Here is a 23,150-nt window from a genome sequence, read left to right on the forward strand (position 1 = left end):
CTAAGCGCTTGCTTAGCTAGGGTGCTGGTCATGACTCTCGCCGGAAAGACCGCCATCGTGACCGGGGCCAGCCGTGGGATCGGCCTGGCCATCGCCACCGATCTCGCCCGCGCGGGCGCGGCCGTGACGATCTCGGCCCGCAAGCCCGAGCCCCTGGAAGCCGCCGCGGCAGAGATCCGCGCGGCCGTGCCGGAAGCCCGGGTGCTGGCCATCGCCGCGAACACGAGCTCGGCCGACGACCGGGCGACTGTCATCACGCGGACCGTGGACGAGCTGGGCGGCGCCGACATCCTGATCAACAACACCGGGATCAACCCGGTGTACGGGTCGCTGGTGGACGCCGACCTCGGCGCCGTGCTCAAGACCTTCGACACCAACGTCGTCGGCACGCTCGGCTTCATCCAGCTCGCGGTGAAGGCGTGGATGGGCGAGCACGGCGGCTCGATCGTCAATATCGCGTCCGTGGCGGGGCTGCGGTCGACGGGCGTGATCGCGGCCTACGGCGCCAGCAAGGCGGCGCTGATCCGCCTGACGGAGGAGCTGGCGTGGCAGCTCGGCCCCAAGATCCGGGTGAACGCGGTGGCGCCGGGAGTGGTGAAGACCCGCTTCGCCGAGGCCCTCTACGCGCAGGGCGAGGAGAACGCCGCCCAGGCGTACCCGATGAAGCGCCTCGGGGTTCCGGAGGACGTCGCGAACCTGGTGACGTTCCTCGCCTCGGACGCCGCGGCGTGGATCACCGGGGAGACGGTGCGGGTGGATGGTGGCCTCCTGGCGACGGGAACGCTGGGCTGACCACCATCCCGCGTCATGCTGTGGTCGTCGGCGCCGAACTGGTGGGTGCGGGCGACTGGCTGGTGGTCGGTGGCGCCATCGGTCCCCGCCGCTCACCGCGCCGGGGGCCGGGACCCCAACCTGGCCCCTGATCGAACCCGCCGCGCAGGTCGGGCCTGGCGAATCCGGGATGCCCGCCGCGGCCACCCCGGCCGTCCCCGGCGTCGCCGATGAAGTACCCCGCGACGCCGCCAACCAGCAGCAGTCCCGCCCCCACCAGGGCAGCGACCAGCAAACTGACCGAACGCCGGGGTGTGGCCGCGACGACGGGTTGAGCGGCGACAGGCTGCGCGACGGCAGCGGGTTGAGCGGCGGGTTGCGGCGCCTCGGCCGGTTGAGCGGCGGCGGGTTCCGCGGCCGTCTCCGCGGCCGGGAGTTTCTCGGTGGGCGGTTCCGCCGGGGAACCGGCTGGCACAGGTCGGTCCTGGGGACCGGACGGAGGTGTCTCACTCATGGAACCGACTCTCCGCCGCGATTCTGTGTCCCACCTGTGCATGACCTGGGAACTTGACCTAGGGGCTAGTCCCGCACGACGACCTCGACCGAGAATGCCCGCACCGCGGCGTCGTCCAGGACGCTCCGGCGAGGCTCGGGGACGTCGAGCACCCGCGACTCGGCGATGGCGAAGATCGCGGCCAGTCCGCGTTCGGCGCGCAGGATGTCGAGAGCCCGCTGATCCCCACCGAGCACCACCGCGTCCAGCTCCCCGACCCGCGACCCCAGCACCTCGGCCACATCCTTGGCCGCGGCCTCCAACGACTGCCGCGCCTGCCCTTCGCGCCGCCGGGCGAACCGCTGCTGCGACCACCCGCCCGCCGCGCTGCGCCCGTGCACCTGGTGCCGATCGGTCCGCGAGACGACGACCTTGCCCGCCGACGCGACTCCCACGCTGTGGCCACCCAGCCGCACCAGCACCAGACCCACCAGCCGCGGCCGTTCCAGGTGCGCGATCAAGCCTTCCACCCGAAGGCCGGGCCACTCCCCCACATCCTCGATGGGCGCGAACGGCACCTCGACGGTCGCCGTGGCGCCGTCGGCCGCCGAGACCACCACCGTCGACGGTGTGATCACCGTCCCGCTGACACCCTCATGCCGCGCGCCGAAGCGGTCGAACCAGCCCGCGACGCGTTCCGGGGGAACCTCGACACCGCGACCACCGCCCGAAACCGTGCGCCCCTTGGACATCAGAGCACGAACGCGTCGGACCAGGACTGGCCGGTGCGGCCCGACAGCGCCTCCAGGAGCGCGGCGGATTGCCCGTCGGTGAGGGACGCGACGAAGTCGATCACCGCGCGGCCGCGGGCCAGGGCGATCACGCCGCCGGGCGGTGTCTCGCCGGTGGCGCCGATCAGCATCTCGGGACTCCCTGCGGCCAGCGCCGCATACTCGCCGTGGGCGAGTTCGACCAGGTCGTGCAGCCTGCGCGGAAGCCGGTCGGCCTCATACGGGTCCGACAGCCACTGCTCCAGCGCCTCCACCAGCCACGTCAGCAGCCGCGCCTGACCGCGCTGGTAGAGCGCCAAGTCCGGTCGCAGCAACACGAACCGGCGGTGGACGAACTTCAGGACCTGCACCTCGTGCCACTGCTCGCGCCCCAGCAGCACATGCCCGGACCGGGTCGGCGGGTCGGCCAGCACGTGCACCCCGGCGACCAGCCGCGCGGTCCAGCCGGACGAGAACCGCCCGAACGCCTGCTCGGCGGCCACCGACCCGTCGAACGGCACCGACAGCAGGTCGTCCACCAGTTCGGCGCGCACCCGCGACACCGCCGCGGCGAAGACCTCGTCGTCGACGATCCACGAGTCGCGCGCGTGCAGCCGCCGCCGCAGGATCTCCAGCGACTGCCCCGGCTTGCGCTGCTGCTTGGCCAGTTCCGCGTCGTCCAGGGCGGCGAACTCGGCGCGGTCGGACTCCCACTGGCCCAGTTCGGCCGAGACCGGCGCGTGCTGCAGGACGCCGACCCGGTGGAAGTCCTCCAAGTCGTGGATGGCGTAGGCGATGTCGTCGGCGTTGTCCATCACCGACGACTCGACGGTCTGCTGCCACGGGTCGACCCGCTTGTCGAACGACGCCCGACACTGGATCACGTCGTCCAGTTCGGTGACGTAGGCCGAGAACTTGCTCGACCCGGTCCCCGGCGCGTCCTTCGGCTCGGCGGCGCCGCGCGGCGGGTCAGCCATGTGGCGGGGATGCGGCGCCGGGTAGGTCAGCCGGGTCCACGGGTACTTCAGCGTGGCCGCGCGCACGGCGGCGGTCAGGTCGAGGCCCGCCGCGCGCGGCCCGCGCGTGTCGGTGGTCGTGATGATCCGGAAGCTCTGCGCGTTGCCTTCGAACCCGTCGGGCAGGCCGAAGCGGTGCCGCGCAAGCCGGTCGAGCACCTGCTCGCCGAGGTGCCCGAACGGCGGGTGCCCGAGGTCGTGGGCGACGGCGGCGGCCTCCACGACGTCGGGGTCGCAGCCGCCGAGGTCGTCGAGCAGCGGCGCGAGCTGGGGGTCGGAGACCAGCCGCTCGGCGATCGCCCTGGCGACCTGCGCGACCTTCAGGCTGTGGGTGAGCCGGTTGTGCAACAGCCCGGAGCCCGCCGCGCTGACCACCTGGGTCACGCCGCCGAGCCGCGCGAAGAACGGCGAGGCCACGATCCGGTCGCGGTCGCCGCGGAAGGGGCTCGCGGTGAGGTCGACCGGCCCGGCGGCGGCGTCGCGGCGGGACTCGCGGTGGCGGAGGTGATCGGACATGCGCTGAGGCTAGTGGTTGAGCAGGCGGACGGCCCGCGTGATGAGATCAACGTCGTGGATGTCGTGGTCGTCGGCGCGGGGCCCGCCGGGTGGGCGCTCGCGCACCACTGCGCGCGGGCCGGACTGGACACCGCGCTGGTCGATCCGGCGCCGTTCGCGCCGTGGCCCGCCACCTACGGCATGTGGCGCGACCAGTGCGCCGGGCTGCCACCCGACTCCTTCATCACCGCGAGCGCTGTCCGCGCGGTCGGGCAGCCCGTGGAGCGCGGCTACTGCGTGCTGCGCAACGACGTCGTCCTCGCCGCGTTCAGCCGGGGCGTCACGGCCGTGACCGGGCGGGTGATCGCCGCCGACCACGGCCCGCACGGGGTGACCGCGACGCTCGCCGACGGCACGCGCCTGGCGTGCGCGGTCGTGGTCGACGCCTCCGGCGTGCGCCGGGTTCTGTCCGGCGGACCTCTGGGCGGCCCGCGTGCCGAGCAGACCGCCTACGGGGTGGTCGTGCCCGCCGCGTCCGCGCCGTTCGTCAAGCCGGGCGAGGCCGTGTTCATGGACCACTGGTCGACCGCCGACGGCGTCGCCACCTTCCTCTACGCCGTTCCCCTGCCCGGAGATCGCGTGCTCTTGGAGGAGACGAGCCTCGCCGCGCGTCCCGGCATCCCACGCGCGGTCCTCCGCGATCGGCTCGCCGCCCGCGGTGTCGACCTGACGGGCCGGGTCGAGTGGGTCCGGTTCGCGCTCGACGTGCCGCCGCCGTGGCGCGGGGACGCGGTGGCGTTCGGCGCGGCGGCCGGCATGGTCCACCCGGCCACCGGCTACAGCCTGGGCGAGACGTTCGCGCTGGCCCCGCGCGTGGCCGCGGCCATCGCCGACGCGCCGCGCGGCCAGGCCGGGACCGCTGCCCGCAAGGCGGTCTGGTCGCCGAAGGCCCGGATCGTGCACAGGTTGCGCACGCGCGGCCTGCGAACCCTGTTGACCTTGCCCGCCGACCGTCACCCCGCGTTCTTCGAGTCGTTCTTCACGCTGACCCCGGACCTGCGCGACGCCTACCTCACCGGCCGCGAGGACGTCCCCGGCACCACCGCGGCCATGCTCGCGGTGTTCCGCGCCGCCCCGTGGAGAATTCGCAAAACAATCCTGCTATTGCGGTGACAATTTCCATCACGCGTGCTGGATATCCGGCGCTAATCCATTCGGGTAACGCGCAGTCGCTGTTGTGTGACAATCGCTTACCCCGCAGCCGTGAGACAGACCACAGGCGCATGAACAGCTGGTGACGAACCGTCACGGACCGGCTCGGAGCAGGCAGAATCGGCGCGTGACCGTGGTTCAGGACGTCAGCTTCGTGTTTCAGCCGTTGCTCAGTACCCGAACCGGCGAGCCCGTCGCGATAGAAGCCCTCGCGCGACCGGGCTCCGGCGGAATTTACGACTTACTGCGCCAGGCCGGGAAAACGGGACGGCTCGTCGAGACCGATATCGCCCTCGCCGCCCGCGCCGTGGCCGCGGCGGCCCATCACGACCGCACCGTGCCGCTGCACATCAACCTCGTGGCCGCCACCGCCGCCCGCGCCGACGAGCTGATCGCCACGCTGCGCCTGCCGCTGGGCCAGAGCGGGCGCGCCACCACCGAGGTCGTCCTGGAGATCACCCCGCCGTTCAGCCGCGTCCACCGCGCCGAGCTGATCCGCGGTCTGGCCCAGCTGCGCGACGCCGGGTACCGCATCGCGTTCGACTCGATCGGCGACGGCGACCTTCCGCTGTCACTGCTGGCCGACGTCGGCCCCGACCTGATCAAGCTCGACACCCACCTCATCGGCGGGCTGCCCGACGACGCGCCGAGCCTGGCCGTGGTCGAGAGCCTGGCCCACTACTGCACGCGCACCGGCATCCGCCTCGCCGCGGTCGGCGTCGACAACGAGGACCAGCTGCTCTGCCTCAACCGCCTCGGCGTGCGGCTGGCCCAGGGCAACCTGCTGGCGGGCGCGTCGCACGACGCGTCGACCACCGCGGTGCCGCTGCCCCGCCCGGTCGCCGAGATCATCGAGCTGAACGCCACGACCACCACCAGCGACGTCACCGGCGTGCCGCTGGTGTCGGACTTCGTCCGGCCCGCCACCACGCTGCCCGACACCGCCACCGCCGAGGAGGTCCGCGACGCGTTCGCCGCGTCCCCGGCCATCAACGGCATCGTGCTGGTCGACGAGCACGGCAGGCCCGCCTACTCGGTGGAGCGCAGCCGCTTCCTGCTCGCCGTCACCGGCCCCTACGGCCACGCGCTCAACGCGAAGAAAGCCGCGAGCAGGCACGCCGACGCGCCGCGCGCGATCCGCGCCGACGCCACGGCCATCGAGCTGCTGGACATGGTCAGCGAGGCGGGCTGGGAGCGTTCCGGCGAGGACATCGTGGTCACCGACAACCACCGCGTGTGCGTGGGCGTGGTGCGGCTGAGCGAGGTCGTGCGCGGGGTCGCCGAGGCCAAGATCGAGCAGGCCGCCGCCCTCAACCCGCTGACCAGGCTGCCCGGCAGCGAGGTCGTCGACCGCGAGATCGACCGCCGCATCCGCGACGGCGAGATGTTCGTCGTGGCCTGGCTCGACGTCGACGGGTTCAAGGTCGTCAACGACACCGTCGGCTTCGCCGCGGGCGACGACCTGATCCGCTCGCTGGGCCGCGCCCTGTCCGACGCCCAAGCGGAGCTGCCCGGGGTGCGCGTCGGCCACGTCGGCGGTGACGATTTCCTGATCGTGACCGAGCTGGACGAGATCGCCCCACTGGTGGCCCGTGTGGTCGACCGCATGTGGAGCGCCGAGGGCCTGCCGGTGACGGTGTCGCTGGCCTCCCTGGTGTGCGGCGTCGGCTCGGTCCGCTCGTACCGGGAGGCGTCGAAGCTGTTGGCACCGCTGAAGAAGCAGGCCAAGGCCGTCGCCGGGTCGAGCTGGGTGCTCACCCGCCCGGGCGCCGACCGCGTCGAGGTCCTGCGCGGCCGGACCGGCGGGCCGCGCCCCCAGCACGCGTTGCGGGAGACACGGCCCTTCGCTGGTCAGCACGCCGTCTAGTCACTCCACGGTGACGCTCTTGGCCAGGTTGCGTGGCTTGTCCACGTCCCGGCCCAGTTCCACCGCCAGGTGGTAGGCGAGCAGCTGCAGCGCCACGGTCAGCACGATCGGGTCGAGTTCGGGTTCGCCCTTGGACACCCGGATCACGTCGTCGGCCAGCCCGGCGGGCAGGTCGGCGTTGGTGACCGCGATGACCGGGCCGCCGCGGGCCTTCACCTGCTCGATCGTGGCGAGGTTCTTCGACAGGAGTTCGTCGTCGGGGACCACGACGACGCTGGGCATGTCGGCGTCGATCAGGGCCAGGGGGCCGTGCTTCAGCTCGGCGGACTGGTAGGCCTCAGCGTGGACGTAGGAGATCTCCTTGAGCTTCTGCGCGCCCTCCCGCGCCACCGGCCAGCCGCGCACGCGGCCGAGGAAGAACATGTGCTTGGCGCCCGCGTGCCGCTTGGCGATCTCCCGGATCGACGCGTCGTCGGCCAGGACCTCCTCGATGCGCGCGGGCAGCGCCTTGAGCCCGGCCACGATGCGCTGGCCGTTGGCGGCGGACAGGTCGCGGACCCGGCCCAGCAGCAGGGCGAGCATGGCGAAGGAGACCGACATGTTGGTCATGGCCTTGGTCGAGGCGACCGAGACCTCGGGACCGGCGTGCAGGAACACCCCGCTGCCGCATTCGCGGGCCACCGCGCTGCCGACGACGTTCACCGCGCCGATCACCCGGCCGCCCTTGCGCCGCAGCTCCTGCACGGCCGCGAGGGTGTCCAGGGTCTCGCCGGACTGGCTGATCGCGACGTAGAGCGTGTCAGGGTCGACCACCGGGTTGCGGTAGCGGAACTCCGACGCGGGCTCGGCGTCGGCCGGGATCCGCGCGAGTTCCTCGACGAGCGTGGCGCCCATCTGGCCCGCGTAGTAGGCCGAGCCGCAGCCGAGGAACTTGACCCGCCGCACCGCGCGCAGCGCCATCGGGTCGAGGCCGAGGCCGCCGAGGTGCGCGGTGGCGAACCGCTCATCGAGCCTGCCGCGCAGCGCCCGCTCGACCGCTTCGGGCTGCTCGGCCATCTCCTTGCGCATGAAGTCCGGGTAGCCGCCGAGCTCGTAGTCGTCGGCGACCATGTCGACCGTGGTGGGTTCCTTGCTGGTGCGGCGCGCTTCCAGGGTGCTCGTGCGGTACTCCCCCGCGCGGACCGTGGCGAGTTCGCCGTCGTCGAGGAACACGACACGCTGGGTGTGGTGGACGAGCGCGGCGACGTCGGAGGCGACGAACATCTCGCCGTCGCCGATACCCAGCACGATCGGGCTCCCGTTGCGCGCCACGACCAGTTCGTCCGGCCGGGTGCGGTCGAGCACGACCAGCCCGTAGGTGCCCTCGACCTGCCGCAGCGCCGCGCGCACGGCGTCCTCCAGCGATCCCGCGCCGAGTTCGGCGGCGATCAGGTGCGCGACGGCCTCGGTGTCGGTCTCGGAGACCAACTCGACACCCGCGGCCTCCAGGCGGGCGCGCAGCTGCTTGGCGTTCTCGATGATCCCGTTGTGCACCACCGCGATCCGGCCCTCGGCGTCGAGGTGCGGGTGGGCGTTGCGGTCGGACGGCTCACCGTGGGTGGCCCAGCGGGTGTGCGCGATGCCGATGGTCGACGGCGTCGGCTTGGTGAGCCGGTCGCGCAGCGTCTGCACGCGCCCGGCCGCCTTGGTGACGACCACCTTGCCGCGGCGGAGCACCGCGACCCCGGCCGAGTCGTACCCCCGGTACTCCAGCCGGTGCAGCCCTTCGACCAGCACCGGGATGGCGTCCCGCGTCCCGACGTATCCGACGATCCCGCACATGTTCCCTCACCCGTAGACGATGCGCCGCAGTTGACGTTCGGTCAGCACCGGCGGCGCGACCGCCCTGGCGGCCAGCTCCTCGGCGACCATGGTCCAGATCCGCGCGTTGCGGTACTGCCCGCGCCGCAGTTCGGCGTGCCTGCGGCGCACGTAGTCCTCGGTCGTCTCGCCGAAGTAGGCGACCACATCGGCGACGACCCGCGCGGCCACACCCAGGGGAAGTCCCGTGGTGCCCGCGACGTGCCGGACGAGGTCCGGCGGCGGTGACTCGGTCACAAGCGCCGACACTGGCACCCAGAAGCCGGGTTCGGCAACTTTTCTGCCCGAAATCGGGCACGCAACCCCGAAATGACCTTGCTGGGCTGGTCAGGCCAGACTGTGGACATGGATTTCGTCTGGGTCAGCCTGTCGGGGCTGGTGCTGCTCGCCATCAGCGTGAAGGTGATGATCGTGGGCGCGCGCCGGGCGCTGGGGGTGCGGGTCGGTGCCTTCCGCGCGACCATCGCGGCGCTGACCGCGTGGAGCTTCGCGGGCCTGGCGTTCCGCTGGATGCCGGTGCCGACCCCGGGCAAGGAGGAGTCGTTCCTCCTGTTCGTCATCCCGATCTTCGGCGGCACGCTGCTGTTCGCGGTGGCCATGCTGTTCGTCTGGGAAGTCGTGTGGCCCGCGGGCACCGGTGTGGGGCCGCTCGGGTCGCTGCGCGCGCTGCGGGGCCGGTGGTCCCGCACCCGCCGGTACACCAAGATCACCGCGATCGCGGTGCGGCACGGACTCGGCCCGTACCTGACCGGGCGCGGCAAGCCTGAGCAGCGGGCGCGGCTGGCCCGGTCGCTGCGGTGCGCGATGGAGGAGGGCGGGGTCACCTTCGTCAAGCTGGGGCAGGTGCTGTCGACCCGGTCCGACCTGCTGCCGCCGGAGTTCGTGCTGGAGCTGAGCGCGCTGCAAGACCGGGTCGCGCCGGTGCCCGCCGCCGAGATCGAGGCGGCGCTGCGGGCCGAGTTCGGCGCCCCGACGTCCGAGGTGTTCTCCGAGTTCGACGCCGAGCCGCTGGCGTCGGCGTCGATCGCGCAGGTGCACCGGGCGAGGCTGCGGTCGGGCGCGGACGCGGTGGTGAAGGTGCAGCGGCCCAACGTGCGGGCCACGGTCGAGCGCGACCTCGACATCATCCACCGGCTCGCCCGCACCCTGCACGCCCGCGCGGGATGGGCGCGCTCCCTCGGGATCGTCGCGCTGGCCGACGGATTCTCGGCTGCGCTGTTGGAGGAACTGGACTTCCGGGTCGAGGCGCGCAACGTGGCCGCCGTCGCCGCCGCGTCGGGCGGGCACGCGCCGGACGCGGCCGTGCGGCTTCCCGTGGTGCACGAGGAACTGAGTTCCGAGCGGGTGCTGGTGATGGACCGGCTCGACGGGGTGTCGCTCGGCAAGGTCGACGCGGTGCCCGACCCGCAGGGCACCGCCCGGGTCCTGCTGCACAGCCTGCTGCGCCAGGTCATGGACCACGGCGTCTTCCACGCCGACCCGCACCCCGGCAACGTGCTGCTGCTGACCGACGGCAGGCTCGGCCTGCTCGACTTCGGCTCCGTCGGCCGCCTCGACTCCACCCTGCGCGCGGGCCTGCGCGAACTGCTCCTGGCCATCGACCGTGCCGACCCGGCCGCCCTGCGCGACGGGTTGCTGGCGGTGGTCGACCGGCCGGACGAGATCGACGAACGCCGCCTCGAACGGGCGCTCGGCGCGTTCATGGCCGCCCACCTCAGCCACGCGGGCGCCCCGGACATCGCGATGTTCACCGACCTGTTCAAGGTCATGACGTCGTTCGAGCTGAGTGTCCCGCCCGCGATCGCCGCGGTGTTCCGCGCGCTGACGACGATGGAGGGCACGCTGGCGGGGCTGGCCCCCGGGTTCGACATCGTCACCGAGGCCCGCACCTACGTCACCGAGCAGACCGCCACGGTCGACTCGGCACGCGAGACCGTCACCAACGAACTATTGGCCCTGCTCCCGGTCCTGCGGCGGCTGCCGCGCAGGCTCGACCGCATCGGCGGCGCGGTGGAGGAAGGCAGGCTGTCGGTCAACGTGCGCCTGTTCGCCGACGAACGCGACCGGACGCTGGTCACCGGGATGCTGCACCAGGTGCTGCTCGCCTTCGTCGGCGCGACCGCCGGGATCATGGCGGTGCTGCTGCTGGGGAGCACGACCGGGCCGGTGCTGCTCGGCACGGTGACCCTGCACCAGGCGTTCGGCTACAACCTGCTGCTGATCAGCGCCCTCATCGGCCTGCGCCTGCTGTTCAGCGCGTTCAGCCCGAGGAAAGGCTGACGTGGACCGGAACATCCGCTCGGTCGAGGACGTGCTGGCCCTGCTGGACGGCTTGTTCGCCCCGGACGCCGACCGCTGGTCGCTCGACGGCGGCTCGTGGTGGGACCAGTTCTACGCCGACCGCGACAAGTCGGTGCCGTTCTTCGTCGCCAAGCCCGACGAGAACCTGGTGTCCTATCTCGACCGCGGCCTGATCACCCCAGGCCGGGTGCTCGACCTCGGCTGCGGCCCCGGCCGCAACGCGATCCACCTCGCCAAGGCGGGGTTCGACGTGACCGCCGTCGACATCTCCCCCACCGCGATCACCTGGGCCCGCGAGCGGGCCGACGAGGCGGGCGTCGACGTCCGGTTCATCAACGGCGACGCGTTCGCGATCGACGGCCGGTTCGACCTGATCTACGACGCGGGCTGCTTCCACCACCTGCCGCCGCACCGCCGGATCACCTTCCTGGACCTGCTCGACCGCGCTCTCGTCCCCGGCGGCCATTTCGCGCTGACGGCCTTCGCCGCGGGCGGGATGGGCTCCGAACTGCCCGACGCCCAGTTCTACCGCGAGGCCCGACTCCACGGCGGCCTCGCGTACACGCCCGAGTCACTGCGGTGGATCTTCCAGCACCTGACCGAGGTCGAGCTGCGCCGGATGACCGACGAACCCGCCGAGTCGCCGTGCTTCGGTGAGGACTTTCTGTGGGCAGGGCTGTTCCGCAAGGACTGAGTCAAACCGTGTCGAACCGCGCCATCATGGCCATGTCCTCGTGTTCGAGGTTGTGGCAGTGCACCAGATACCGTCCTTTGTGGCCGGTGAAGCGCACCGCCACGTCCACGTAGTCCGCGGGGCCGATGTCCACGGTGTCCTTCCACCCGCTGTCATACGGGCCAGGCTCATGGCCGCGGCGGGCGACGACCTGGAACTGGTCGAGGTGGACGTGGACCGGGTGGTGCAGGTCGGACACGAACCGCCAGACCTCCACCTCCCCCAGCCGCGTCGACGCGTCCACCCGGTCGGGGTCGAACGGCTCGCCGTTGATCCGCCAGGAGTGCGGCTTCGTGCCCGACTTCCGGCTGAACCGCCACACCCGGGTGCGCACAGCCGCGGCCGGGTCCAGTCGTTCGTAGCGGCTCAGTATCTCCGGCACGCGGGTGTCGTCGGCGGCTTTGCCGCCCACCAGGAAGCGCATCACGGGTCCACCGTCGAGTCCATTTCGGACAGTCACCTCCGTGCCCGGCGCGTGCGCCCCGAAGTCCACCACGACGTCGAACCGCTCCCCCGGCGCCATCAGCACGTCGCTCAGCGGGTGCGGCCGGTCGAGGAGCCCGCCGTCCGAGCCGATCTGCGTGATCGGGGTGGGCGGGTCGAACTCCAGGCGGTAGCGGCGGGCGTTGGACGCGTTGAGCAGCCGCAGCCGATGGCGGACCGCGTCGACCTCGTGCACCGGCCACGGCGCGCCGTTGACCAGCACGACGTCCCCGAGCACGCCCTCGGCGAAGTCCGGGTCCACGCCTGGCACCTGCCGCAGCGTCGAGTCCAGCGACGGGTACCGCAGCGAGCCGTCGACCTCGAAGGCGCGGTCGGTGATCATCAACGGCAGGTCGCGGTCTCCTTTGGGCAGCGGCAGCGCGTCATCCTCGTCGTCGGTGATCAGGTGGAAGCCCGCGAGGCCGCGGTAGACCTGCGGGCCCGTGAAGTCCATCCGGTGGTCGTGGTACCAGAGGGTCGCCGCGCGCTGGTCGCACGGATAGACGTACTGGCGGGTCACCGGGTGACCGCGCCGCCGTGCGCGCCGTGGTGGTCCCAGCCTGCGGGCAGCAGCAGGTCGGTCGGATAGCCGTCCTGGTCGGCGGGGACGTGGCCGCCGTGCAGGTGCACCGCGGTCGGCACGGGCAACTCGTTGCGGTGGGTGACAACGGTCCGCTTGCCGCGGCGGCTGACGATGGTCGGGCCGGGGAACGTCCCGCCGTAGGTCAGCAGCGGGGTGCGCAGGCCGGGCAGGATCTCCAGGTCGGCGACCCGCTGGACGATCTCACCGTCCCCTTCGATGACGGCCGGGATCGGCAGCGGCACCCGGAACGGCTCGGGCAGCGGGGCGCGGCTGCGCAGCAGTTCCGCGGTGCCGCCGGACGGGAACACCACCGCCCCGACGCTCGCCGCGCCGATCGCGGTCAGCCCCATGGCACCGAGGAAACCCCTGCGGGACAGGCTCATCGCGGCCTCCCCATGGCCGAGCGGAACAGCCAGACCACCGACAGCAGTTGCGTCGAGACGATCGTGACGCCCAGTGGGACGTGGAAGGCCAGCACGCCCCCGTAGCCGAGCCCGACCTGCGCCTGTTCGGCCAGGACGATGGCCAGCGACGTCCACACCGGCCACCGCGCGCCCCGGCCGCGCCAAGTGAACGCGATGGCGCAGAACAGCTGGATCGCGCCGAGACCGGACGTGATGTGGGCGTTGAGCTCGTGCATCCCCAGGGCGTCGACCTCGCCGCCGAGGTACACGCCAGCCAGCAACGGCTGCGCCAGCACGGCGAGTGTGTGCAGCACCGCGACGGACCGCAGGACGGTCAGCGTTCGCCGTGGGCCTACCTCGACCCTTGTCTCGGTGATCATCCGGCGTCCTTCTTCAGCAGGGCGATCGCGATGTCGCGGCCGGACTTGCGCACGTAGTCGGCGAAGAACGGTGCGCGAGTGAGCACGACGTCCTGCCACAGCTGGTCCTTGGCCGGTCCGTCGAGCACCTCGACAGTCACCGGGAACCGCTCGGCGTCGACCTGCACCTCCGCTCGTGTCGCGGCACGCAGGTTCCGCATCCACTGCGGCTCGGCGGCCCGTCCGCCATCCGTGGCGGCCACGAGATAGCCGCCCGCGTGCGGGAAGTAGCGGACCGGGGTCGTGTGCGGGACGCCGCTGCGCCGTCCCGGCACGGTGATCAGCAGGACCCTCAGCCCCTTCGCACCTTTGCCGCCGAGCTTGCCGTCGCTGCGCCGGTACGTCGCGACGCCGAGCTTGTTGCCCTGGCTCCGCATGCGGTTCCCACGCGTGCGCGCGACACCGCGGATAGCGCCGATGTACCGCTCGTACTGCCTGCGCCCGCGCAGCCGCCAGAACAGTCGGATCGGCGCGGGCAGCTCGCCGAGGAAGACCTTGACGTCGCGCGGCGTGGCCTCCTCCAGCACTTGGCCGAGCATCATCGGCAGCGCGGAGCGCGGGAACTTGTCGAAGGACTTCTGGCCGAACGCGGTCCACTCCGCGCTCGTCACGTAGGCACGGACCAGCGGCAGGATCTCGCGTTCCTCGTCGTCCAAGTGCTCAACAAGCGCCTTGGACAACGCCTCCAGGGTCGCGGCCAGGTCGGCGGCCACCGCGCGGCCGGGGTCGACGCGCCACTCGGCGAGCAGCACGGACGCCCGGTCGAGGTGCGCGGCGACGGCGGCGTGCTGGGCCGCCATCCGCTCGGTCACCTCGGCCGTCGGCGCGGCCCGCTCGACCAGCAGCGGCCACAGGAACTCGTCCTCGGTCTCGTGGTGGTTGTGCAGCGCGGTCAGGATGAACTCGAGGTGCTTGGCGATCGCCTCGGTGCGCGGCACCAGGACCGGTGGGCTCGTCCGGATGACTCGGGCGAGCAGCGTGAACTCGCGGCGGAAGATGCGGTGCACGGCGACCATGTCGTCGGTGTCGGGCGCCCCGGTCTCGGCGCGGGCGATCGTGATGTTCATCGGTCGGTCGGTCATGACGGCTCCACTCCGAGCTGGGCCAGCACCGCGTGCCGGTCGTGCAATGTCCACTGTTCGGCGAAGCGCCCGTCCGGCCCCATCCGCGCGATCGACACCGCGCTGATCCGCACCCGCCTGCCGCTCGTCGGCACCCCGTTGAACGCCGCGCCCCGGTGGGTTCCGGTGACGGTCAGCCGCTGGACCAGGATGTCGCCCTCGACGATCTGCTCCTCGATCTGCGACCGCAGGTCGGGGAAGGCGGCACGCAGCCGGACCACGAGGTCGCGCAGCTGCATGGCCGACAGCGCGGTCCCGTCGGCGACGATGTAGTCGGTGTAGTCGGGGCCGAGCAGCCTGTCGGCCACGGCCTGGTCGCCCTGATTGAACAGCTCCTCGGTGACGCGCCTGCCGCACGCCTTGAGCTCCTCCGGTGACATGGCGTTCCTCCTGTCCACGTGCCACAGTCAAGGCTCGCCGTCGGCCGGGTCCCGGCCCACGACGAGCACCCACCGAGCACTCACCGAACGGGACGTGCCGATGGCCGCGAAGGACGGCTTCGGGCAGGCGCTGCGGCGCCTGCGACTGGCGGCGGGCTTGACCCAGGAGGCGCTGGCCGACCGCGCCGGGGTGAGCCCGCGCGCGGTGAGCGACCTGGAACGCGACCCGCACCGCACGCCCCGGCTCGACACGGTCACCCTGCTCGCCGACGCCCTCGGCCAGGAAGCGCGCCCCGAGTTGCTCGCGGCGGCCCGCCCCGATCCCCCGCGCCGACCGGCCCGGTCGTTCCCGCGCGCGATGACCCCGCTGATCGGACGCGACAGTGTGTCGGCCGCGCTGGTCGACCTGTTCGACCTGGCCGAGAGCAGGCTGCTGACACTCACCGGGCCGGGCGGGGTCGGCAAGACCCGGGTGGCGCTGGAGGTCATGGACCGCATCGCCGACGACTTCCCCGACGGCGCCGTGTTCGTCGACCTCGCTCCCCTGCGCGCCGAGCAGCTGGTCATGACCGCCGTCGCGCGCCAGTTCGGCCTCGACGAGCGCGACGCGGTGCCACTGTGGGACCGGCTGCTCGCGGTCCTGCGCGACCGCGAGGTGCTGATCGTGTTCGACAACTTCGAGCACGTGATCGGCGCCCGCGCCGATGTCGTGGCGCTGCTCGCGGCGTGTCCCGGGGTCGGTGCCCTGGTCACCAGCCGGGTCCCGCTGCGGGTGCGCGGCGAACGGGAATACCGGATCGCCCCGCTGGAGCTGCCGCCGCCGGGGACCGACGCCGCGCCCGCGTGCGTGCTGTTCGCCGACCGGGCGCGGGCCGCCGGGCTGGACCTGCCCGCCGGGTCGGCGCCGGTCGTGGCCGAGCTGTGCAGGCGGCTCGACGGCCTGCCGCTGGCCATCGAGCTGGCCGCCGCCCGGGTGCGGCTGCTGCCCCCGGAGGCGCTGCTGCACCGGCTCGACCGGCGGCTACCGCTGCTCGTCGGCGGCCCGCACGACCTGCCGGACCGGCAGCGCACGATGCGCGACGCCATCGCCTGGAGCTACGACCTGCTGTCTGAGCGGGCGCAGGCGCTGTTCCGGCGGATCAGCGTGTTCGACGGCGGCTGCCCGACGAGCGCCCTGGCGGCCGACGAGTCCGTTTGGGACACTCTGGGCGAGCTGGTCGACGCGAGTCTCGCCACCGTCGAGGGCAACCGGGTCCGGGTACTGGAAACGGTGCGCGAGTACGGGTTCGAGTGTCTGACGGCCGCGGGGGAAGCCGACGACGCGATCGCCGAGCACGCCCGCCACTACCGCGCCCTCGCCGAGTCCGACGCGCCGCACCACGTGCTGGAGACCGAGCGCGACAACCTCCGCGCGGCCGTGGCCCGCTCGATCGAAGGGGCAGACGGCGACACCGCGCTCGGGCTGTGCGCGGCGCTCGCCCGGTCCTGGTACCGGCGCGGGCATGTCATCGAGGGGCTCGGCCACGTGCGGGCCGCCCTCGCCCTGCCCGCCGACGACCGGACCCGTGGGGCAGCGCTGCTCGGCGCGGCCCAACTCGCGCTCGACGTGTCGGATGTCGCCGAGGCCGCGGCGTGGTCGGACGAGGCGGTGGCGATCGCCAGGCGCACGGGTCATGGCCTGGCCGCCGCGCTCAACACGCGCGGGTCGCTGGCCCGGTTGGAGGACCGCTACGCCGACTCGGCCTTGGATCATGCGGAGGCCGCCGCGGTCGCCGAGCCGGGCGGACACGACCACGCCGACGCCCTGATCGGACTGTCCTATGCGGCGTTCTTCGCGGGCGACACCACCCGGGCCGAGGATCTCGCCCAAGCGGGTCTGGCCGCCACCCGCGCCACCGGCGAGGCCCGCGACCTCGCCAAGGCGCTGATCCTGCTGGCCTGGCAGGAGATGCACGCGGGCCACTGGCAGCGCTCCGACGACTACGCCACCGAGGCCGTCGAGCTGTTCCGCGACCTCGGCGAGACGGTCAAGATCGCCGAAGGGCTGCGGCAGCGGGGGACGGTGGCGGCCATGCTCGGCGACCTCGACCGCGCCGCGGCCGACTACCGGGAATGCCTCGCCCTGCACCAATCACTGGGCGACGAGCGGGTGACGGTGCAGTTGCTGGCCCACCTCTCACATGTCGCGCTGATGGCGGGCGACCCGCGCGAGGCCCGCGATCTCGCCGCGGCGGGCCTGGCCGGGTCGCGCAGGTTCGACGACCGCTGGTCGGTGGCGATGGCGGCCACCGTGCTCGGCCACGCCCAGCTGGCCGAAGGCGACGTCGAAGCGGCCCGGACGGCCTTCGCCGAGGCGGCGGCGACCTTCCTCGACATCGGGAACCCGCTGTATCTGGCCTGGTGCCTGGAGGGCCTGGCCGGGGTCGCCGTGGCCGACGGCGAACTGGACCTGGCCGCGGGGCTGTGCGCGGCGCGCGACGCGTCCCGGGCGGACATCGCCGCGCACCTGCCGCCGATGCACCCCAGCGCCTATCAGGACACTGTCGCCGCCGTGGCCGACGTGACCCCGCCGCGGCTGCCGCTCGCCGAGCTGATCAGCGAACTCGTTCCCGCAGCGCCCGGAACTCGGCCGCCAGATCGTTGAGCTGGTAGTGCGCGTTGAGCCCGCTCGGGTTCGGCAGCACCCACAGCGCGGCCGTGCCTAGTCCCGCGCACTGCGGCCCGATCACGGCTTCCCGGTCGTCGAACGCCACCCGGTAGGCCGTCACGCCGACGATCGCGACCGTGGCCGGCTGGTAGCTGTCGACCAGTGCCCGCAGCCGCTCGCCGCCCTCGGTCAGCTCGTCCCGACTGACCTCGTCGGCCCGCGCCGTCGCCCGGGCGACGAGGTTGGTCACGCCGAGGCCGAACCCGGGCAGCAGGTCCTGCTCGGCGGGCCGCAGCAGCCGCGGCGTGAACCCGGACAGGTGCAGCGCGGGCCAGAACCGGTTGCCGGGCCTGGCGAAATGGTGGCCGGTGAACGCCGAGTACAGACTTGGGTTGATACCGCAGAACAACACCGCGAGTCCGGGGCCGAGGACGTCGGGAATCGTGCGGTCGCGGGCGGCGGCGAGTTGCTCGCGGGTGGGCGGAGACACCACTCCATGGGACCAGAACTCGATCATCCTCGCCACCGCGCGGCTGCGTTTACTTGATCGAAATCACCAGGCGGCAGGAGCAGGCCGGGGTCGCCGCGACCCGCGTGTATGCATGCCCGGATCCGGTGTGCAGCCTCGGCGTAGCCAGGTTCGGCGAGCGTAGCGCCCACGCAGAGCCGTGGACCGAGGCGCCCGCGCAGGGTCGGGCGATCACCGCGCACGTCCCGGCTGGGCAACGCCTCAGCGCCCCCGCCCGAGGATGAATATGCCGCGGTCGCGTGGCGGCGCCGAGGCTGACAAGCACCGCAGGCCCATCCGAATACCTCTGCCACGTCGCAGGCCAGACGAAGCCTCCATCTGACGCACTTGTAATTGAGTTGAGCTCAACTTATAGTCGCTGAATGGAACAGCAATGGTCTGCCCGCGGCGCGGCGGCCAGACAGCGGATACTGGCGGCCGCCGCCGAGGTACTAGCCTCGACCGGTGACATCGAAGTTGCCGCCGTGGCGCGGCGGGCGGGGGTTAGCGTCGGGCTGCCCTATCGATACTTCGGCACCAGAAGCGGCCTGTTGAGCGCGATCATCTCCGCCTTCCATGACCGACTCGACGAAGCGGTCACAAACAGGGAGTTCGACGGCGACACCTGGCATGACAGGGAGCGGAAACGAGTCACCGCTTGGGTAGACCACCTCTACGACGATCCACTCGCTCCCGTCGTGCTCGGGCACCTGGGCGGTGTCGTCGACACAGCGGGCATTGAGTTGCAGCGGCTGCACACGGCCATCGAGCAGGGAGCCCGCAACATCGCACGCGGGCAGCGCGACGGCGACCTGCCCGCCGACCGAGACCCGGAACTTCTCGTGGCAGCGGTGCTGGGCGGAGTTCACACGGCCGTCGCGGTCGCGTTGACCCAAACACCTCGCCCAGACCGCGGCCGGGTCGCGGCCGAACTGTGGGCCTTCGTCGCAGGCGCAGCCGGAGCCACCAACCCTTCCGAGAGGACGTCATGACAGCACAGCACGCGAACCCTGAGGTGAACCGGCTAGAAGACCTGGCTCAAGACCTCGCCCGAACCTATCGAGCGACCAGCGGCGATGAACTCGGCCGCGGCGTAGACGACGTACAGCTCGAAGCCGACCTGTCGACACTGGACCAAGATGGCTATCTGATCCTCACGGACCTGCTCAGCTCAGAAGAATGCGCCGATCTCCGCACCGAGCTCAGTCCGCTTCTCGGGCAATATGGGCGCAACGCTTTCGAGGGCCACAACACCCAACGAATCTATAGCTTGCTTGACAAGACCCGTGCCGTCGACCGCCTTGTCGAACACCCCCGTGTGCTGGCGCTGCTCGATCGCCTGCTGCTGCCCAACTACTTGCTCTCCCAGTTGCAGATCATCAACATCCGCCCCGGCGAAGAAGCCCAGCTCCTGCACCCAGACGACGGCATATACCCGATCACCCGACCACGCCCCGATCTTTCCGTCGCCACCGTCTGGGCGATCGACGAGTTCACTGAGGACAATGGCGCCACCGTCCTCATCCCTGGTAGCCACCGCTGGCCTGAGGGAAGAACACCTCAAGAGGGAGACCCCCGTCGCACCGCCGTCATGCCCGCAGGTTCGTGCGTACTGTTCGTCGGCACCCTCTGGCACGGCGGTGGCGCAAACCGCAGCACTTCATCCCGGATGGCCGCCACAGCCCAGTACTGCCAACCTTGGCTGCGCACGCAAGAGGCGTTCACTCTCTCGGTCGGCAAGGACGTTGTCCGGGAGGTCTCCGAAGACATCCGCCGAATGCTCGGCTACAGCATCCATCCACCCTTCGTCGGCATGGTCAACGGCATGCACCCCAAACGACTTCTGACAGTCGCCAACCCGGTTCTCCCATCTGAGGGCGTGCCTATCTCGCCGTGACCGGGATCTAAGTGTTCGGCGGAGCCGCGGCGTTGGCGCGGGGTCGCTGCCGTTCGCCGGTCACGGCCCGCCCGGAACACTGATGCCAGCGGAATGTCTGACCGGTCGGGATCGGGCCAGGTGGGTCGGGCAACCGTGGGCGCCCGCCGACTCCAGACCGTGGGTCGAGAGATGGGTGTGTTGCCAGGAAGGCGATATGGATCAACGGTGAACGATGTGGAGAAGTGGTGTCCGGAGCCGTTGTGGCTGTTGGCGCATCCGCCTATGCCCGATGTGCCGCAACTCCACTGGGGCGGAGGCAGGAGCCGATTGGACGACCGTGCCAAGCCCAACGGCCATCTTGTACGTGCTGCAGACCGGATGTGCCTGGTCGGCGCTGCCCGCATCGTTCGGTGTGAGCAGCCCGACCGCGCATCGCCGGTTCACCGAGTGACTCGCCGTGGACGTGTGCGCCCGGTTGCACGACGCGCTGCTGGATCTGCTCGGTTCCCGCCGGGGCGATCGATTGGTCGAGCGTGTCGGTGGACAGCATGCACGTCCGCGCCGTCAGGAGAGAGATCTGACCGGTCCGAGCCCGGCCGATCCGAGCAAGCCGGGCAGCAAGATCCATGCGATGAGCGAACGCGGCGGTATCCCGCTGGCCGTGGTCGTCACGGCCGCCAACCGCAACGACCACCTGGAGTTGGACACCCTCGTCGGTGCCGTGACCCTGGCTGGGGCCTGTCGGGCAGGCCACACAAGCCGCACGCGACAAGGGCTACGACTACGGTCCTGGAGACCGCTTCGACCGATTTCCCGGAACGATCTGTCCGATTTACGCCGACACGACTTCGCGTGTCCGCACCGCTCTTCAGGGTGACTTGAACGTCTTCCGGGCCCGGCAGTTCTCATCGCCTCAGCAGCGACCCGGCAGCTTCCTGCAACGCGCTGGCTACTATTTCGTCGGCGCGCCCCGGGGATCTGTGCACATTTCGCGCGGCGATCACGGACAGCTCGGGGAGGCGTGGCCCCAGGACCGGCGCGACCAAACCCGCCCTGAGGTCATCGGCGGCCACGAACGAGGGCACGACAGCAACACCCAGACCGCCGAGAACGCAAGCCCTGATCACGTCGCCGCCCGCTATACGAGTCACCTGACTCCGGCTGGGCGAAGTTGACATCAGGCGCCAGGCAACTTCATCGGCGAACGCGCTTCCCGCCGGGAGGAAACACGGGTACGCGACGAGGTCACGCCAATCTGCGGGCAGCCCTGCCAACGGATGGTCCGCGGCGACGACGAATCGAGGAGTGACGGCACCTAGCTGCCAGGTTGACAGGTCCGAGTCAGACCAGTCGTGCGCAATCACCAGCGCCATCGACAGGGCGCCCAGGCCGATGGCCGCGCCTGCCTCGCCTCGAGTGATCTCGTGCACCTGAAGATCGAGTCCAGGATGCCGCTGTCGCAGTATCCGAACCACATCGAGCACCAGATGCGCAAGCAGGGCACCTTCCGCTCCGATCACCACGGAACCGGCTGGTTCCTCCCCCGCGACAGCCCCGCGCAGGTCAGCTACGGCGTCAAGTACCCGGTGGGCGTACTTGAGCAGGCGTTCCCCCTCTGCGGTAAGGGCGACACCCGAAGCCAACCGGTCGAATAGCTGCACGTCCAGATGTCTCTCCAAGGCGCTCACGTGTTGGGACACAGTCGACTGGGCGACCCGCATGGTTCTGGCCGCGTCGGCGAAATGCCTGGTTTCGGCGACGGCGAGAAACGCCGCCAACAAGCGGGTGTTCATGAAATCCACTCCCCGGTGTGAGCTGCGGGTGCATCCGGCTCACGATGCGCACGCCACGCCGTCACGCCGAGATCTCGTCCGTACTGGGCCTCGACCAAGCCACCTGTCGGAGCCGGAGGTATCGCACAGTGTCCGCCGCTTTCACGGAAACATCGATGGCCAGCGCTCCGTCTCATACACAACACCTTCTTCAGCGGGACTGCCGACTCCGGCTGTCGACGCCCTCATCGCCAGTGCAAGCGCGGTTCCTTCCGCGTGGCAGTCCTGGCCATCTCACGACATGACCTTGCCAGGCCCTGACACGCCGGTCGCCGACAACCATGTCTCTCGCCAGTATCCGCATAGTTGCCTACGCACGTCGTGCGACACCGGTTCCGGCGAGGAGTCTGAGTGCCCCGCCCTGGGCAGAACGAGCCTGTGAGACGAGCCGGAGGACCTCCCGAGCATGGAAGTGACATCGACGACCGACATGATGTCCTGCGTGGAGCAGGCTGAGGACTCGCAGCCTGGCCCGGTTCTGAATGGGTTGCGTCGACTGCGGCGACCCACGTCCACGGCCGGCCCCAGATTGCCCGCCTTCACGGGTGGCCAAATGATCGTCCACGGCCACTCCCACACAGACGCGGTCGAAGAGGATGTTGAACTATGTCGGGCCATTGCCTCCGTGGGTGGTGCTGTTAAGAACAAGTGGTAGTGGAACCGACCGCGTGACCCGAGCCGTATTCCTGGTGACACGTCGGACAGTGCCGGCGCACCATCCCTGAGTTCTTCGAGTGACGGAGCCCTTCATGGCCACAGGACGAGTCAAATGGTTCGACAGCGGCAAAGGTTTTGGCTTCCTACAAGCCGAGGACGGGCAAGAGGTGTTCGTCCACACCACCGCGTTGCAGCCAGGCAGTCAGGCGCTGCGCGCCGCCGACCAGGTCGAGTTCGAACTCGCGGCCAGCGAGCGCGGCGAGATCGCCAGCAACGTCCGGGTGACCGAATCCGCGCCTCCCACGGACAATGGTTCATACCGGCCAGCGCGGCCTCGAACCGAACTCGCCGTAGTGGTGGATGACGCGATTCACCACCTGCAGGCTGTGGCGACCGCACTACAGCAGCGTGGTTCCTTGGGGCCGACGGCGGCATTCAACACGGCCCGTTCCCTGCGGCGCTTGGCCAATCGGCTCAACCCGCCTGCGTCCTAAACGACCTCGCGCATAGTTGGCGGCGGTCTTGTGTTGAGTTTGGCGCCTGACAGCCATAGTCTGCGGCGCCACCCGGCCAAGGGCGGTCGCCGACATAGCCCGGGCTCGCGACAGTGCCTGACCGGCGGCTCGCCGAGGTGCGGACTCAGGTGCTCGCCGATGCCGGTACCAGGGCATCAGGGGCGAGACGTGTGGGGCTGTGTTGACACCCGCCGCACCGCAACG

The 23,150-nt window shown here is 71.1% G+C and carries 21 protein-coding genes; 10 read left to right on the forward strand and 11 right to left on the reverse strand.

From position 1 onward, the window contains the following. Positions 1-30 precede the first annotated feature (30 nt). Positions 31-792 (forward strand): SDR family oxidoreductase, encoded by a 762-nt coding sequence (locus ACSHT8_RS08600; RefSeq protein ID WP_436499432.1) that lies wholly within the window; start codon positions 31-33, stop codon positions 790-792. Positions 793-1,350: 558 nt separating this feature from the next. On the opposite strand, the gene ACSHT8_RS08605 is transcribed toward ACSHT8_RS08600, so the two are convergent. Together ACSHT8_RS08605 and ACSHT8_RS08610 are read right to left on the reverse strand one after the other, a co-directional pair. Next, positions 1,351-2,016, reverse strand: coding sequence for an acVLRF1 family peptidyl-tRNA hydrolase (locus ACSHT8_RS08605; protein ID WP_436499434.1), 666 nt, complete (start codon positions 2,014-2,016; stop codon positions 1,351-1,353). Beyond that, complete coding sequence (locus ACSHT8_RS08610) at positions 2,016-3,566, reverse strand: deoxyguanosinetriphosphate triphosphohydrolase family protein (RefSeq protein ID WP_436499436.1); 1,551 nt, start codon at positions 3,564-3,566, stop codon at positions 2,016-2,018. The genes ACSHT8_RS08605 and ACSHT8_RS08610 overlap by 1 nt, the downstream gene beginning before the upstream one ends. 12 nt (positions 3,567-3,578) lie before the next feature. Between ACSHT8_RS08610 and ACSHT8_RS08615 the strand changes: the two genes are divergently transcribed. Continuing rightward, entirely contained in the window at positions 3,579-4,718 is a 1,140-nt protein-coding gene (locus ACSHT8_RS08615) for a lycopene cyclase family protein (RefSeq protein WP_436499438.1), read from the forward strand. Between the two features lie 166 nt (positions 4,719-4,884). Beyond that, positions 4,885-6,624 carry an EAL domain-containing protein gene (locus ACSHT8_RS08620; RefSeq protein WP_436499440.1) on the forward strand — a complete coding sequence of 580 codons (1,740 nt, stop codon included), beginning with the start codon at positions 4,885-4,887 and terminating at the stop codon, positions 6,622-6,624. On the opposite strand, the gene glmS is transcribed toward ACSHT8_RS08620, so the two are convergent. Both glmS and ACSHT8_RS08630 read right to left on the reverse strand, forming a co-directional pair. Then, positions 6,625-8,445 carry a glutamine--fructose-6-phosphate transaminase (isomerizing) gene (gene glmS, locus ACSHT8_RS08625; RefSeq protein WP_436499442.1) on the reverse strand — a complete coding sequence of 607 codons (1,821 nt, stop codon included), beginning with the start codon at positions 8,443-8,445 and terminating at the stop codon, positions 6,625-6,627. It lies immediately after the preceding gene. A gap of 6 nt (positions 8,446-8,451) precedes the next feature. Further along, on the reverse strand, positions 8,452-8,721 hold the full coding sequence (locus tag ACSHT8_RS08630) for a hypothetical protein (protein WP_436499443.1): 270 nt from the start codon (positions 8,719-8,721) through the stop codon (positions 8,452-8,454). A gap of 108 nt (positions 8,722-8,829) precedes the next feature. Between ACSHT8_RS08630 and ACSHT8_RS08635 the strand changes: the two genes are divergently transcribed. Together ACSHT8_RS08635 and ACSHT8_RS08640 are read left to right on the forward strand one after the other, a co-directional pair. Continuing rightward, complete coding sequence (locus ACSHT8_RS08635) at positions 8,830-10,764, forward strand: ABC1 kinase family protein (protein WP_436499445.1); 1,935 nt, start codon at positions 8,830-8,832, stop codon at positions 10,762-10,764. A 1-nt stretch (position 10,765) separates the two neighbouring features. Then, a complete protein-coding gene (locus tag ACSHT8_RS08640; protein ID WP_436499447.1) occupies positions 10,766-11,479 on the forward strand; it encodes a class I SAM-dependent methyltransferase in 714 nt (237 codons plus the stop codon). Position 11,480: 1 nt separating this feature from the next. Here the strand turns inward: ACSHT8_RS08640 and ACSHT8_RS08645 are convergent, their stop codons facing one another. The 5 genes from ACSHT8_RS08645 to ACSHT8_RS08665 are packed head-to-tail and all read right to left on the reverse strand — an operon-like array spanning position 11,481 to position 14,908. Further along, positions 11,481-12,521: a multicopper oxidase family protein gene (locus ACSHT8_RS08645; RefSeq protein WP_436499449.1), complete on the reverse strand. Its 1,041-nt coding sequence runs from the start codon at positions 12,519-12,521 to the stop codon at positions 11,481-11,483. Continuing rightward, positions 12,518-12,967 (reverse strand): multicopper oxidase domain-containing protein, encoded by a 450-nt coding sequence (locus ACSHT8_RS08650; protein WP_436499451.1) that lies wholly within the window; start codon positions 12,965-12,967, stop codon positions 12,518-12,520. The genes ACSHT8_RS08645 and ACSHT8_RS08650 overlap by 4 nt, the downstream gene beginning before the upstream one ends. Beyond that, positions 12,964-13,368: a hypothetical protein gene (locus tag ACSHT8_RS08655; RefSeq protein WP_436499453.1), complete on the reverse strand. Its 405-nt coding sequence runs from the start codon at positions 13,366-13,368 to the stop codon at positions 12,964-12,966. Before ACSHT8_RS08655 ends, ACSHT8_RS08650 begins: the two co-directional genes overlap by 4 nt. After that, positions 13,365-14,489, reverse strand: a complete 1,125-nt coding sequence (locus tag ACSHT8_RS08660; protein WP_436499455.1) for a nitroreductase/quinone reductase family protein — start codon at positions 14,487-14,489, stop codon at positions 13,365-13,367. Before ACSHT8_RS08660 ends, ACSHT8_RS08655 begins: the two co-directional genes overlap by 4 nt. Next, a complete protein-coding gene (locus tag ACSHT8_RS08665) occupies positions 14,486-14,908 on the reverse strand; it encodes an ester cyclase (protein WP_436499457.1) in 423 nt (140 codons plus the stop codon). The genes ACSHT8_RS08660 and ACSHT8_RS08665 overlap by 4 nt, the downstream gene beginning before the upstream one ends. On the opposite strand from ACSHT8_RS08665, the gene ACSHT8_RS08670 reads away from it, so the two are divergent. Next, positions 14,907-17,552, forward strand: coding sequence for an ATP-binding protein (locus ACSHT8_RS08670; RefSeq protein WP_436499459.1), 2,646 nt, complete (start codon positions 14,907-14,909; stop codon positions 17,550-17,552). The genes ACSHT8_RS08665 and ACSHT8_RS08670 overlap by 2 nt on opposite strands. Here the strand turns inward: ACSHT8_RS08670 and mug are convergent. Then, the gene (mug, locus tag ACSHT8_RS08675; protein ID WP_436502020.1) at positions 17,503-18,048 is read right to left on the reverse strand and encodes a G/U mismatch-specific DNA glycosylase; all 546 of its coding nucleotides are present in this window, start codon (positions 18,046-18,048) and stop codon (positions 17,503-17,505) included. The genes ACSHT8_RS08670 and mug overlap by 50 nt on opposite strands. A 398-nt stretch (positions 18,049-18,446) precedes the next feature. Here mug and ACSHT8_RS08680 point away from each other — a divergent pair, with 398 nt between their 5' ends. The 3 genes from ACSHT8_RS08680 (at position 18,447) to ACSHT8_RS08690 (ending at position 20,393) form a co-directional block, all read left to right on the forward strand. Continuing rightward, complete coding sequence (locus tag ACSHT8_RS08680; protein ID WP_436499461.1) at positions 18,447-19,055, forward strand: TetR/AcrR family transcriptional regulator; 609 nt, start codon at positions 18,447-18,449, stop codon at positions 19,053-19,055. After that, the gene (locus ACSHT8_RS08685) at positions 19,052-19,960 is read left to right on the forward strand and encodes a phytanoyl-CoA dioxygenase family protein (protein WP_436499463.1); all 909 of its coding nucleotides are present in this window, start codon (positions 19,052-19,054) and stop codon (positions 19,958-19,960) included. The genes ACSHT8_RS08680 and ACSHT8_RS08685 overlap by 4 nt, the downstream gene beginning before the upstream one ends. Positions 19,961-20,231: 271 nt before the next feature. Next, positions 20,232-20,393 carry a transposase gene (locus ACSHT8_RS08690; protein ID WP_436499465.1) on the forward strand — a complete coding sequence of 54 codons (162 nt, stop codon included), beginning with the start codon at positions 20,232-20,234 and terminating at the stop codon, positions 20,391-20,393. A gap of 454 nt (positions 20,394-20,847) precedes the next feature. Here the strand turns inward: ACSHT8_RS08690 and ACSHT8_RS08695 are convergent, their stop codons facing one another. Continuing rightward, on the reverse strand, positions 20,848-21,735 hold the full coding sequence (locus ACSHT8_RS08695; protein ID WP_436499466.1) for a LysR family transcriptional regulator: 888 nt from the start codon (positions 21,733-21,735) through the stop codon (positions 20,848-20,850). A gap of 788 nt (positions 21,736-22,523) precedes the next feature. Here ACSHT8_RS08695 and ACSHT8_RS08700 point away from each other — a divergent pair. Then, positions 22,524-22,925, forward strand: a complete 402-nt coding sequence (locus ACSHT8_RS08700; protein ID WP_436499468.1) for a cold-shock protein — start codon at positions 22,524-22,526, stop codon at positions 22,923-22,925. Positions 22,926-23,150 lie beyond the last annotated feature (225 nt).

It is taken from the genome of Actinokineospora sp. HUAS TT18 (assembly GCF_051364635.1).
Classification (GTDB): domain Bacteria; phylum Actinomycetota; class Actinomycetes; order Mycobacteriales; family Pseudonocardiaceae; genus Actinokineospora.